This window comes from Polymorphobacter multimanifer, from assembly GCF_014205635.1.
Classification (GTDB): domain Bacteria; phylum Pseudomonadota; class Alphaproteobacteria; order Sphingomonadales; family Sphingomonadaceae; genus Sandarakinorhabdus; species Sandarakinorhabdus multimanifer.
In genome coordinates, this window is sequence record NZ_JACIIV010000011.1 from 12,502 (window position 1) to 25,444 (window position 12,943).

A 12,943-nucleotide genomic window follows, 5' to 3' on the forward strand; every position below is an offset into this window, starting at 1 on the left:
CCGCCCTTGCTGATGCAGGGCGGCGCGTTGCAGCATCAGCGCTGGCCTCGGGCTGCCGGCGCGGTTCTGCCGAAGAAGTTTTCTCGCCAGCGCTTTCCGAAAGGCGGCGTGCACCCTATCTGCACGCTGTCGGCGCATCGCATGCGTCCGGCGGCCGGCCATGGCGAGATGGATTGCGATGCAGCGCCGCGTGCGCGGATGGGACAAGATCTCGATGCTGAAGCATTTTTATGGATCGATTGCCTTCACGATCCTCTGCCTCGGGCTGGGCAGCTGGTATGGCTACACTTCGGGTGGATCGGTGGGGGCTGCCCTGTCGGTGCTGTGGATCTGCATCGTGCTCGGTGTGCTCGAAGTGTCGCTGTCGTTCGACAATGCCGTGGTCAACGCCACCGTTCTGAAGGATATGGACCCGGTTTGGCAGCGCCGTTTTCTCACCTGGGGCATCCTTATCGCCGTGTTCGGGATGCGGGTGGTGTTTCCAATCCTGATCGTGGCCATTGCCGGCCAGCTGGGCCCGGTGGCCGCGGTATCGCTGGCGCTCAACGATCCCGATCGCTACGCGGCCATCGTCTCCGAGGCGCACATCGGCATCATGGGCTTCGGCGGCGCCTTTCTGATGCTGGTCGGGCTGAAATTCTTCTTCAACGCCGAGAAGGAACATGACTGGATCGGGCTTGTCGAGGCGCCGCTGCGCAAGGTGGCCGGGCTCGATGCGGTGGAGATCATCGTCGTGCTGCTGGCGCTGTTTGGCGTCTCCACGCAGCTGGCGGTGGCGGATGCGCATGTGTTCATGGTGAGCGGCATCATGGGGATCGTGGTGTATTTCGCGGTGCAATGGATGGGTCATGTCCTCGGCGCGCCGGAGGGGGCCGTGGAGGGCGTGCAGCGGTCCGGCCTGGCAGCGTTTCTCTATCTGGAAGTGCTCGATGCCTCCTTCTCGTTCGACGGCGTGATCGGCGCGTTCGCGCTGACGACGAATCTCGTCATCATCGCGCTCGGCCTCGGCATCGGGGCGATGTTCGTGCGGTCGATCACCATTGCACTGGTGCGGCAAGGCACGCTCGGCCAGTTCCGCTTTCTGGAGCATGGTGCCTTCTGGGCTATTCTGGCGCTGGCTTCGATCATGTTTGCATCGGTGCTCGTGCACATTCCGGAAGCCGTTACCGGGCTGGTGGGGGCAGGCCTGATCGGGCTGTCGGTATGGTCTTCGGTGCGGCACAACCGCGCCGATCGTGCCTTGCTGGAGGCTGGCGATGCCGTGGCGCTACAGACGGGCCGGACGAGCGCTGACGGGCACGCCGCCCTCGCAGATGTCGGCAAGAAGTGACCGGGTTTCGGGAAAGCCGTTCTTGCGGTCGAAATCGGTAAGGGCGCCGTCTCGCTCCAGCGAGGTGTAGAGGGTCATGGTCTGGCGCCAGATGGCACAAGCGCCGGGGACATCGCCGACATTGTAGCGGTTGCCGCCCTGGGTGCGCAGCGCCGAGGCCATCGAGCGGCGGGCGCCGGCGGCATTCTCCGCAAGTGCGACCAGCGCTTCGTGCGCATCGATGAGTTCGGTGGCGATGCGAGCGTTTTCGGCGGCGTCACCGCGGTCGGCGGCGAGCTGTGCGAGGATTTCGGCGGTGATGGAGACCATCTGCCGGCCGCCGGCATCGGCCGGATCGCGCGCCACCATCAGGCGCGCCAGCGCGATGCCCTCTTCGAGGAACGCCTTGGCGGCCTTTGGCTGACCGGTGCCGCGGGCGATGACGCCTGAATACCAGAGCGAGGCGATGAGCTTGCGCTGTCGGCTGGGATCCCCGGGACGGGCAGCAAGCAGCGCGCGGTTGATGGAGACGGCGCGGGCGAGGGTTGCCGCAGCCTCGGCGGTCTTGCGGCGGTGCTGGGCTTCGCCGAGGAGCCGCAGGTTGGCGCTGCGGGGTGCCAGCACAAGCGGATCTTCGCGAAGGGCGGTTGGCAAGGCCGCGATGAAGGCTTCGGCAGCCTTGTGGCCGATGATGGCCTTTTCGTCGTCATTGTCCCAGCCATCGGCATCGGCCAGCGCCTGCAGGGCTGACGCATGGAGCGCTGCGGCCTCCACATCGGTCGCGGCGAGGCGCGCGGTGGCATCGCGCGCGTCGCGGGCGGCGGCGCGCCCTGCCCTTGTGTCATTGTCGTTGTAGAGCGCCTGGCCGGCCTGCTCGACGCGCAGCCGGGCGAAATCGATGGCTGCCGTGCGGTCCCCCGGAGCGGCCTTGAAGGCCCGGGTGAGCAGCGCGTCGGCGCGCGCCAGAAGTGCGCCCGAATCGGCGTAGTGGCCGAGCTGGGCGGCCTGGCCGCCACCGATGACAGCGGCGAGGCGCACATAGCCGCGCCCGGCTTCGGCGGCTACATCGGGCGGGGCGGCGCGCATGGCGGCCAGGGCGTCGAGATATTCGACCCCGGTTTCGGCGAGAAGCGCGCGGGCGCGGGTGGCGCCGGGGACGGCGGACACGGCATCGAAGACCGGGAAGAGCAATGCATGGGCGATGCCGCGGGTTTGGGCAAAGCGCGCCTGCGCTTCGGCTTCGGCGAGCCGGGCCTGGCGGTTGGCGACGAGCACGGCGCCGAGTGCGCCGAAGAGGAGCACGACCGCGGCAGCACTGCCGGCGACGGCCAGCCGGTGGCGCGCGACGAACTTGGCGGCGACATAGCGGCGGCGGCGCGGCATGGCCTCCACCGGCATGCCGTTGCTCCACGCTTGCAGATCATCGGCAAGGGCATCGGCGGTGGGATAGCGTGCCTCCGGATCGGCATGGGTGGCGCGGGCGATGATGGCGGCCAGCTCGGCATCGGGCGCGGGCAGCAGCCGGGTGGCGACGCGGCCGAGGCCGTAGATGTCGGTGCTGGTGGTCATCTCGCCTTCGGCGGCGCGGGCGATGCCGAAATCGATGAGCTTGACCGTGGCATCGGTGGTGACGAGCACATTGGCGGGGGTGATGTCCCGATGGATGATCAGCCGGCTATGGGCATGGGCGGTGGCGCGTGCGGCGGTGATGAGGAGCGCCACCCGGCTGCGGGCATCGAGGCCTTTGCTGCTGGCCCAGCGGTCGATCGGCTGGCCGTCGATCAGCTCCATGATGATGTAGGGGGCGCCTTCGGCGGTGCTGCCGCCATCGTGGAGCCGGGCGATATTGGGGTGCGAGAGGCTGGCAAGAGTTTGCCGCTCGGCGAGGAAACGCTGGGTAAGCACGTCCGACAACAGGCCGGGCTTGATGATCTTGATGGCGACCTGGTGATCGAAATCCCCGGCATCGCGGCGGCCGCGATAGACGGCGCCCATGCCGCCACGGCCGATCAACCCTTCGATGCGGTAATGGCCGACATGGGTGGGCGCCGGCTGCGATGTGAACAGGGCAGCGGCGCCGGTGCCAAGCGACGAGATGGCATCGGCGGCGAGCATGGCCCGCAGCCGGTCCTTGACCGCGGCATCGGTGGTGCGCTCGGCGATCCAGAGCTCGCGCTCGGTTTCGCGGACGTCGACGAGATCGTCGAACAGTGCCAGGGCGGCGCGTTCGGTCGCGAGGTCAGAGCTCATCGAGCGGGCGGTCGAGCGCGTCGGCCAGCCAGGCGCGGGCCGTGCGCCAGCGACGCTTCAATGTGGTTTCCGACAGGCCGGAGACGATCGCGATGTCTCCCAGCCCCATGCCCCCGAAATATCGCATTTCCACCAGCTCCGCGAGAGCAGCGTCGATTGCTCCCAGGCGTACAAGCGCGGTTTCGAGGGCAATCAGGTCAGGTATTTTCTCGCCGTCCAGCCCTTCGTCGAGCGGGATCTTCACATGGGCGCGCTTGTCGGTGCGCCTCGCACGGGCATGATCGATGACGATGTTGCGCATCAGCCGCGCTGCCAGTGCCATGACGTGCGCACGGTCGTTGAGGGTCACATGCCCCATCTGGACGAGGCGCAGCACGGCATCGTTGACGAGATCGCCCGACGAGAAGCTGACATTGCGTTCGCGCCGCATCTGCGCGGATGCGATGGTGCGCAGCTCGGGATAGAGCGCCTCCACGAGCCTGTCGCGCGATTCCGTGTCGCCTGCGCGCCATTGGGCGATGAGCATTTCCATGGTCGCCGTCCGCGGCATCTGCATGTCCCCCCAGATTGCCCGTGGCAAGATTAGCCGGGCTGCACGACTGCGCAAGGATGCAGGAATTAATTTTTCCGAAAGCTTGACCCATTGTTGCGCGTTTTGACGCTTGGACTGGTGCAGGGGTGCGCAGGGTGCCCGCTGCAGGTGGGAGAATATGTGATGCGTAAGGTACTTCTTGCTTCGCTTTGTGCGGCCGGAGTTGTGGGTGCGGCGATGCCGGCGGCAGCGGCTGACATGATCGTCCTCGATTTTGCCGGGAACATCTGCGGGATCGCCGGCACCGCCTCGTGCGGCAATGGCACGCGGATTGGCGGCAGCTATGGCTCCACGGCCCAGCTGGGCATCAGCTATCGCAGCGTGACGGTGAGCACCGGGCTGACCTACACCGACTATCTCGAGCATTGGTCGGGGAACTATGGCAACCTGACGAATGTGGTCTATGGCGGCGCAAATGCCACCAACTACCGGTCGGAAATCACCTTCACGCCGATCAGCGGCTTCGAGGTGCAACTGCTCAGCTTCGATGCTGCTTGTTATCTCAACCGCGTGAGCTGCCGCACGATGAATTACACGCTGAGCAACAGTGGCGGCACGCTTGCCAGCGCCTCCGGGCTTTCCACGATGCATCCCGGCCATGTGGACGTATCGGTGAACAGCGCGTGGTCGAGCTCGCCGCTGCTGCTGGCATGGGGCCCGGATGGCTATGATGTGGGGCTGGACAATATCACCCTTGCCGTGCGTGCCATCGACGGCGGCACCGACATCGTGCCCGAGCCTGCGAGCTGGGCGATGCTGATCGCGGGCTTCGGGATGATCGGTGGGGCGATGCGTCGCCGCACCGGCCTGGCGCGGGTCACCGCCTGAGGCTTGCGCGACGCGGGCGGGGGAGGCAAGGGCGGGGGATGATCCCCGCCCGAACCGCCCTGCACCCCGAGGTTGCGCATGCCTGAACTTGTAGGGGCGGAGCCGGGCTGGCGGACGATCGGCATCTTGGGCGGCATGGGGCCGGCGGCGAGTGCCGATTTCCTGACGATGCTGGTGGGGGCCGTGAAGGCGGCGCGCGACGAGGCGCATCCGCGCGTGCTGCTCGAATCAAACCCCAATGTGCCCGATCGCAATGCTGCCATGGCCGGGGGTGCCTCGCCGGGGCCGGTGCTGGCCGCCATGGCCGGGCGGCTGCTGGCGGGCGGTGCCGAGGTGCTGGCGATGCCGTGCAATGCCGCGCATGGCTGGGCAGGTGCGGTTCGTGACGTGCTCCCGGCCGATGCCGTGTTCGTCGATCTCATCGAAACCGCGGTGGCGGCCACGCTCGCCTGCGCACCCCGCACTGTCGGCTTGCTGGCCGTGGGAGCGACCCATGGTCTGCGCCTCTACCATGCCCCGCTCGAAGCTGCCGGCGTTCGCGTGATCGCGCCGCCGGCTGATGCCGTGGCGGCGCTCGTGGCGCGGGTGAAGGGCGGCGACACCGGCCCGGCGGCGCGGTCGGCAGCCACACGGCTCGCGGTGCGCCTTGCCGAAGATGGTGCCGATGTGGTGCTGGCGGCGTGCACCGAGATTCCGCTGGTGCTCGATGCCGGCAATTGCCCGGCGCCGCTGGTCGATGCCACGGCGGCACTGGTGAAGGCCACGCTCAATGCCGCACGGCTGGCGGTGGCGGCATGAAGATACGCGCTGCCCTGCTCACCGAACATGGTGCGACCACGCCCTTTGCGGCATCGGCGCCACTGACGATGACAGCACTCGACCTGGCGCCGCCGGGCCCGCGCGAACTGCTGGTGCGGATCGAAGCGGCGGGGCTTTGCCATTCCGATCTTTCGGTGGTGAACGGCGATCGGCCGCGTCCGGTGCCGATGGCGCTGGGGCATGAGGCGTGCGCCACGGTGGTGGCAGCCGGCCCCGGCGCGCGGCTGGCGGCGGGGGACCGGGTGGTGCTGGCGTTCCTGCCGGCATGCGGCAGCTGTGCGGCCTGTGCGGCGGGAACGCCCTGGCTTTGCGCGCCCGCAGCTGCTGCCAATGGCAAGGGCGAACTGCTCGGCGGCGGGCGGCGGCTGGCGCTCGACGGGGCGGCGGTGAACCATCACCTCGGCTGCTCGGCCTTTGCCGATTATGCGGTGGTGGACGAGCGCTCGGCGGTGAAGATCGATGCCGACATCGCGCCCGAAATCGCCGCGCTGTTCGGCTGCGCGGTGCTCACCGGGGTGGGGGCGGTGTTCAATTCGGCGATGCTGCGGCCGGGTGAATCGGTGGCGATCTGGGGGCTGGGCGGGGTCGGGCTGGCGGCGTTGCTCGGGGCGATTGCAGCGGGGGGCGAGCCAGTGGTGGCGATCGACCCGGTGGCGGAGAAGCGCGCGCTGGCACTCGAGCTCGGCGCACGCGCGGTGGCGCATCCCGATGAGGCCGAGGCGGTGCTGCGCGGCGTGCTGCCGGGCGGTGCGGATGTGGCGATCGAGAGCGTGGGCAAGGGCGTCGTGCTCGCCGAGGCCTATCGACTGACGGCGCGCGGCGGGCGGACGGTGACGGTGGGGCTTCCCAACCCTGCGGATCCGCTGACGATTCCGGCGGTGAGCCTGGTGGCCGATGCCAAGACGCTGATCGGCAGCTATATGGGGGCTGCGGTGCCGGCGCGGGATATTCCGCGTTATATCGCGCTCTGGCGCGCCGGTCGGCTGCCGGTGGAGCGGTTGCTGTCGGCGATGCGGCCGATGGGCGAGATCAACGCGGCGCTCGATGATCTCGCGAGCGGTGCGGCGATCCGGCAGATCCTTATTCCGTGATGCTGCTGGCGCTCGCCGGGGTGGTGGGCCTGCTGCTGGGAAGTTTTATCGCCGGCCTGAGCTGGCGCTGGCCGCGCGGCGAGGATGCGCTGTCGGGGCGATCGCGCTGCGCATCGTGCGGCGCCACGCTGCGCGCGCACGAACTGGTGCCGGTGCTGAGCTGGCTGGTGCAGCGCGGCCGCTGCCGCCGCTGCGGGGCGGCGGTGCCGGCGCGGCACCTGGCGATCGAATTGGCGGCGGCGGTGGTGGTGGTGGCTCCGATCGCGGTGGCTTCGGGGCTGGAGGGGGTGGCGGGTGCAGGGTTCGGGCTGTCGCTGTTGCTGCTGCTCGTGCTCGATGCCGAGCATTTCTGGCTGCCGGATGCCGTGGTCTGGCCGCTGGCGGGGCTCGGGCTCTGGCTTGGGCTGGGCAATCTGCCGGCGCGCGCCATCGGGGCGGTGGCGGGCTTTGGATTATTGTGGCTGATCGCTGTGGGATACAGGCGGCTGAGCGGGCGCGAGGGCATGGGGGCGGGTGACCCGAAGCTGCTGGGTGCCATCGGTGCCTGGCTCGGCTGGGCGGCGCTCCCGCTGGTGGTGCTGGGTGCAAGCCTGCTCGGGTTGGCGCTGGTGGCGGCCGACCGGCTGCGCGGTCGCGACGTGGCGCGGGACACCATGCTGCCGCTCGGTGCACTGCTGGCGGCGGTGGCATTTCCGCTTTGGTTGTTGCTGGCGGCGGGCGCGCTGGATAGGCTGCTGCCATGAGCTTTGAAGATGCGCAGCGCTTGCCGGTGCGGCACGTCGAAATCTGGCAGAAACGCGACTTTCTGAGTGTGGAGGAGTGCGCAGCGCTGATTGCGCAAGTCGATGCCAAGCGGCGCCCTTCGACGATCGTCGATCCCAATGGCGATCCGGACTTCCGCACTTCCGAGACGGGGGATCTTGATGTCACCGACCCGCTCGCGGCTGCGGTGACGCGGCGGATTGCCGATTTTCTGGGCCTCGAGCAGACGCATTGCGAGCCGCTGCAGGGGCAGCGCTATGCCGAGGGGCAGGAGTTCAAGGCCCACACCGACACGTTCACGCCCGATGGCCTTGGCTATATCGAGCATTGCACGGTTTCGGGCCAGCGGACCTGGACGGGGATGATCTATCTCAACATGCCCGAAGCCGGGGGCGCAACGCGCTTCAAGAAGCTCGACAAGACGTTCCAGCCAGAGCAGGGCAAGCTGCTGGCGTGGAACAACCTGCTGCCGAACGGGCTGCCCAACCCGTTGACGCTGCACCAGGGGATGCCGGTGCGCCGGGGGGTGAAGTACATCATCACCGCGTGGTTTCGGGAGCGGGTTTGGGGGTGGAGCTAGCGCGGCGACCGGATAGCGAAGCTATCCGGCGACTCGCGCGGCGCTCGGCCGGCGGGGCGGCTGGCGCACCTGCCAGCCGAACCCGTTCGACGTCGGCCGAGAGATAAGGACGAGCGCCGCGGCAAAGCCGCGGTTGACGCCTGCCCCGGCGAAGGCCGGGGTCAGACGAGTTCGGCCAGCGAAGCTGTCCGGCTCGCTGGCCGAGCTTGCGTGAGTCGCAGGATAGCTTCGCTATCCTGTCGCCACGCTGCGCTTAAAAGTTCAGACTCGCCCCAAGCTGGAACGTCCGCCCCAGTGCATAGGTGTTGTAGTCGATCCGCGACGAGTTGAGCGTCTGGAACTCCTGGAAGCGGGTGTTGGTGAGGTTGCGGGCTTCGAACTTCAGGTCGAAGTTGAGGCCGGCGATCGGGATCGCCTGGCGCCAGACGAAATCGAGGCGGATGCCGGGGCGCTCGATGAGGTCGGGCAGCAGCGCGGCGCCACGCTGGCTGACGCGGTCGGACGCATAGTTGAGCAGGATGGTCTGCTCGGACAGGCTGTCCTGGTCCTGCAGGCTGATCTGGAAGTTGGCGATGTGGTCCGACTGGCCGGTGAGGCGGGCGCCGTCGCGGAACAGGTTGCCGGCCGCCACTTCCTGAAAAGTGGGGTCGATGGCGGTGTCGCCCTGGCGAACCTGCAGCTTGGACTTGCTGAAGGTGTAGTTGAGCCCGAGCTGGACGCGGCGGCTCTGGAAGAACGCGGCGTCCGACAACGTATCGAGGCCGAAGATCTTCTGCACCTCGACTTCGGCGCCATAGAGCTGCGCGCGCGGGGCGTTGCCGAAGGTGGTGGTGATCGTGTCCGACGTGATGAAGGCGATGATCTCGATCGGCTTGTTGATCTTCTTGTAGAAGCCGCCGAGCGTGATCCGCTCGTCACGGCCGAAATACCATTCGTAGCGGCCTTCGACGTTGGTCAGCTGGCTGTCCACGAGCAGCGGGTTGCCGAAGCTGCCGCGATCATTGTCGGTGTCGAAATAGAACTGGTTGGCGAGCTCACGGAATTGCGGGCGGGCGACGGTCTTTGAGGCCGAAAGCCGCAGCTGCATGTCTTCGGCAAAGTTCCACGTCGCGGTGCCGGCGGGGAGCCAGTAGTTGCGGTCGATCTGCGTGGCGGGCACATCGACGAAGCCGGCGTTGTAGAGATCGACCGGGATGACACGCTGGCGGCCCTTTTCGTAGCGCACGCCGGCGACCAGCTGCACGCCATCGGCCGCCTCGACCTCGATCTGGCCATAGCCGCCATGGACCTTGAGCGAGGCTTCGTAACGCGCCGCACCCGGCTGGGTGTTGGTCTGGGTGAGGAAGATGCCGTAGGTCTGGATGTTGAAGTCCGACAACAGGAAGTCGGGGCGCTGCTGGATGACGCCGATGGGCAGCGCGTCCGACGGCTGGAAGCGATACTGGAAGAAATCGGACTCGCGCTGGTTGTCGTTATAGGCGTAGCCGGCGACGATCCGCACCGGCACCGGGAGCGTCTCGAACTTGTAGCCGAGGTCGACCGCGGCGCCATAGACGTTCTCGTTCAGGCGGCTGAAGGCGATGGTCGCGCCCTGGCCGGGGCCCTGCAGGCCGTTAACAAAATCGTTGATTCCGAACTCTTCCGAAAAGGCGTAGCGGAAGCCGCGCTCATAGGGCGAGAGGCGCTTGGAGTTGGCATAGGTGCCGCGCACATCGAGGCTGAGGTTGCCGAAGCGGAACTCGCCGACCGCCTGGGTGTCGATGAGCTGGCGCTCGAAGAAGGCGGTGGCGGTGCGGTTGAGCAGCACGCCGTCGAAATCGGCGGCATTGACGCCGATCTGCTGGCGGGCTTCCTTGATCACGTCCTTCACATAAAGGTTGGTGAAGCGGATCTTGTGTTCGCCGAATTCGGCACCGAGCCCGATCAGGCCGTTGACCTTGATGTTGTGTTCGGTCGAGAGGAAATCGAAATCCTGGTTGATGAGGAGGATCTCCTCGCCGCCGACAACACCGGCGCCGAGCGCATTCTGCTGCTTGCCGGCCTTGGTCTGCCACTCGTTTTCCCAGCCGGCCGAGGCGATGATGCCGATGCGCACATCACCGATGTCGAAGCTGGTGCCGGCCTGGAAGTTCAGGCCCAGATCGGCGGGAATGTTGGAGTTGCGCTGGATGACCGAGGTGTTGGAATTGGTGAAGCTGCGGGCGATGTTCTGCAGCTCGCCGAGGCTGAAGGCGCCGAGGCCGATGACGTTGCCGGTGGCCTGGGCGGCGCGGAGCGGGCCGGGGACCGAGCGGGTGCCATCATCGAAGCCCCAGGCATCCCAATCGCCACCGCGATAGGTGTAGCCCAGCTCGCCGGTGGTGACGGTGTTGCCGCCGACGGTGCCGCCGAAGGTGAGGAAGGGCTTGTCGGGCACCGCGCGCGTGGTGAGGTTGATGACGCCGCCGCCGAACTCGCCGGGATAATTGGCCGAATAGCTCTTCTGGACGACCGACGATGCGAGCACCGAAGTGGGAAACAGATCGAGCGGCACGACGCGGCGCAGCGGATCGGGCGAGGGGATGGGCAGGCCGTTGAGCAGGGCCAGCGAGTAGCGCTCGCCGAGGCCTCGGACATAGACATATTTGCCGCCCACGACCGACAGGCCGGTGACGCGCTTGAGGGCGCCGGCGATGTCGCCTTCACCCGAGCGGGCGATATCGGCCTGGCTGAGAACCGAGACGACCTCGCGGGTGGAGCGGATGACGTTGGGGATTCGCGTGCCGATGACGACGATTTCATCGAGGCCGCCGCCGCCGGGGGCCGAGATGTCGACCTGTTCCTCGGTGTCAGCCGGGGGCGGTGCTTCGCCGGGCGCAACTTGCTGTGTCGTGGCTTCGGCGGGCGCCGGTTGTGCGCCCTGCGCGCGACCGGCGCTGGCGAGCGCTGTCGAAGCGAGGAGCATGATCAACAGGCCGCTTGCGGCGCGATGACTGGTGGTGGTTTCAATGCGCATCATGGCGTCCCCCGGATCGTGCAGTCGTTTCGTGCAGCAGCGCTGCCGCCTGCTGGTGCTGGCCGCCGGTGACCCGGACCGGAAGCCAGCGGCGGGCGGCGCCAAGGCAGCGCCGCCCGTCGGCCTCATCAGTTGCCGTTGTCGGCGGGCACGGCTTCGCAGGTGACCTGGCCGACGAGGCCGCAGGTCCAGCCATCGAACCAGCGATCGGCAGCGTTCTGGAACGCACCGACATAGTTTGCGAAGGTGAGCGGGCCACCGAGGAAGGTCGGGTTGGTGGCGACGGCCGCCGTCTCGGTGGCCCCAGGCAGGATGCTGTCGGTGAGGGTGGGCGTATAGCTGAGGACGTTGTTGTTGCCGGTCACCAGCGGGGTGATGAGCGACGCCGGAACATCGGCTTCGTCGCGTACGGTGGTGGCGCAACCGAAGAGGACCGAGCGGAAGATCGGCGGGCCCTGCTCGTCCTGCGCGGCATTGGCGGCGGCTGCGGTCTGGTCGCCATCGATATCGAGACAGACTGCGGCGGTGGCCGAGATCAGGCCGTTGACGAAGGCATAGTCGGTGCCACCGCGCAGCAGCAGCGGATCGGCTGCCCGGCGGTTGACATAGGTGAAGTTGACGACGCGCGGGAAGGAGCGCGGGGTGCGCGCTTCGAAGCCACCGGTTTCGGCTTCGTGGATGCGGTCCCCGCCCGCCGTGCGCTGCACGACGACGACGAACTGAAGGAAGCCCTTGTACCCGAAATCGGTATCGAGGCTGTCGTCATCGGCGCCAGTGACGACGATGTAGCGGTGATTGATACGGCCGCCGAACCATTCGATGCCATCGTCCGAGCTGTTGTGGACCTGGATGTTCTCGGCGAAGGTGCCCGAGCCGACGCCGCCGAAGGTGATGCCGTTCAATTCGTTGCCCGGCGCCACTTCGAACCCGGGATAGCGGATCTGCACATAGCGCATCCGGCCGCTGTTATCGATGGCGCGGGCACCGCCATAAAAAGCGTTGGTGAGGCCTTCGATGTTGTTCTGGCAATCGACGCTGCCCGGTGTGGCGGTGCCGATGCAGGTGTGGATCGGCGCGCGGCCGAGGACGACGAGGCCGCCCCACAGGCCGATCGAGTTGGCGTTGGTGGTGCCTTCGATGTTGGCGCGGGCGGTAAGGATGATGGGGTTGCTGGCGGTGCCTTCGGCGAAGATCTGCGAACCACGGTTGATGACGAGCGAATCGGCACCCGAGGAGCCGAAGATCTTGACGCCGGGATCGATGGTCAGCGTGCCTGCGGTTGTGCCGGCGATGGGGGCATCGGGGTTGGCGCCCTGATCCTGGCCGATGTTGACGCGGCCGTTGAGGGCATAGATGACGCCGCGGACGTTCTGCAGGCGAAGCGCCCCGGTGTAGGTGCCGGAAAGCTGGCAGATCAAGCGGTTGGCGATGGTGCCGGCGGCGGTAAGGGTGCCGGGGCACGAGGTGGCGGGGCCACCGGGGGTGGGCGTCGGCGTTGGGGTTGGGGTCGGTGTGGGGGCCGGAGTCGGCGTTGGGGCGGGGATGACGATCACGCCTTCGCCGGGCGAGGCGATGTCGTTGGCGCCGCTGCAGGCGGCGAGCGCCAGGGCGGAGCCCAGCAGCAGGAAGGTGCGAAGCTTGGTGGGCTGTGCCTGGAGCATGATGCGTGTCCCCTGAAAGTCCCGACGGACTGTTGATTCGTTCAGGCCAGTGCGTT

10 protein-coding genes are annotated in these 12,943 nt (G+C 67.6%); 6 read left to right on the forward strand and 4 right to left on the reverse strand.

All coding sequences use genetic code 11. The features are described from left to right. The first annotated feature begins 160 nt into the window (after positions 1-160). Complete coding sequence (locus FHS79_RS08470) at positions 161-1,330, forward strand: DUF475 domain-containing protein (RefSeq protein WP_243452768.1); 1,170 nt, start codon at positions 161-163, stop codon at positions 1,328-1,330. Here the strand turns inward: FHS79_RS08470 and FHS79_RS08475 are convergent. Then, positions 1,268-3,559, reverse strand: a complete 2,292-nt coding sequence (locus tag FHS79_RS08475) for a serine/threonine-protein kinase (RefSeq protein ID WP_184198310.1) — start codon at positions 3,557-3,559, stop codon at positions 1,268-1,270. The genes FHS79_RS08470 and FHS79_RS08475 overlap by 63 nt on opposite strands. Beyond that, positions 3,549-4,115, reverse strand: coding sequence for an ECF-type sigma factor (locus FHS79_RS08480; protein ID WP_243452769.1), 567 nt, complete (start codon positions 4,113-4,115; stop codon positions 3,549-3,551). The genes FHS79_RS08475 and FHS79_RS08480 overlap by 11 nt, the downstream gene beginning before the upstream one ends. Before the next feature lie 159 nt (positions 4,116-4,274). Here FHS79_RS08480 and FHS79_RS18785 point away from each other — a divergent pair, with 159 nt between their 5' ends. The 5 genes from FHS79_RS18785 to FHS79_RS08505 all read left to right on the forward strand — a co-directional run bounded on the left by FHS79_RS18785 (position 4,275) and on the right by FHS79_RS08505 (position 8,231). Next, positions 4,275-4,979, forward strand: a complete 705-nt coding sequence (locus tag FHS79_RS18785) for a PEPxxWA-CTERM sorting domain-containing protein (RefSeq protein WP_243452770.1) — start codon at positions 4,275-4,277, stop codon at positions 4,977-4,979. Positions 4,980-5,057: 78 nt separating this feature from the next. Beyond that, the gene (cuyB, locus tag FHS79_RS08490; protein ID WP_184198313.1) at positions 5,058-5,777 is read left to right on the forward strand and encodes a cysteate racemase; all 720 of its coding nucleotides are present in this window, start codon (positions 5,058-5,060) and stop codon (positions 5,775-5,777) included. Beyond that, positions 5,774-6,889: an alcohol dehydrogenase catalytic domain-containing protein gene (locus tag FHS79_RS08495; RefSeq protein WP_184198316.1), complete on the forward strand. Its 1,116-nt coding sequence runs from the start codon at positions 5,774-5,776 to the stop codon at positions 6,887-6,889. Before cuyB ends, FHS79_RS08495 begins: the two co-directional genes overlap by 4 nt. Next, positions 6,889-7,632: a prepilin peptidase gene (locus FHS79_RS08500; protein ID WP_184198618.1), complete on the forward strand. Its 744-nt coding sequence runs from the start codon at positions 6,889-6,891 to the stop codon at positions 7,630-7,632. Before FHS79_RS08495 ends, FHS79_RS08500 begins: the two co-directional genes overlap by 1 nt. Continuing rightward, positions 7,629-8,231: a prolyl hydroxylase family protein gene (locus tag FHS79_RS08505; RefSeq protein ID WP_184198319.1), complete on the forward strand. Its 603-nt coding sequence runs from the start codon at positions 7,629-7,631 to the stop codon at positions 8,229-8,231. The genes FHS79_RS08500 and FHS79_RS08505 overlap by 4 nt, the downstream gene beginning before the upstream one ends. A 253-nt stretch (positions 8,232-8,484) precedes the next feature. Here the strand turns inward: FHS79_RS08505 and FHS79_RS08510 are convergent, their stop codons facing one another. Then, positions 8,485-11,229 carry a TonB-dependent receptor domain-containing protein gene (locus tag FHS79_RS08510; protein ID WP_243452771.1) on the reverse strand — a complete coding sequence of 915 codons (2,745 nt, stop codon included), beginning with the start codon at positions 11,227-11,229 and terminating at the stop codon, positions 8,485-8,487. Positions 11,230-11,354: 125 nt separating this feature from the next. Continuing rightward, positions 11,355-12,887, reverse strand: a complete 1,533-nt coding sequence (locus tag FHS79_RS08515; protein WP_184198322.1) for a hypothetical protein — start codon at positions 12,885-12,887, stop codon at positions 11,355-11,357. Between the last annotated feature and the right edge of the window lie 56 nt (positions 12,888-12,943).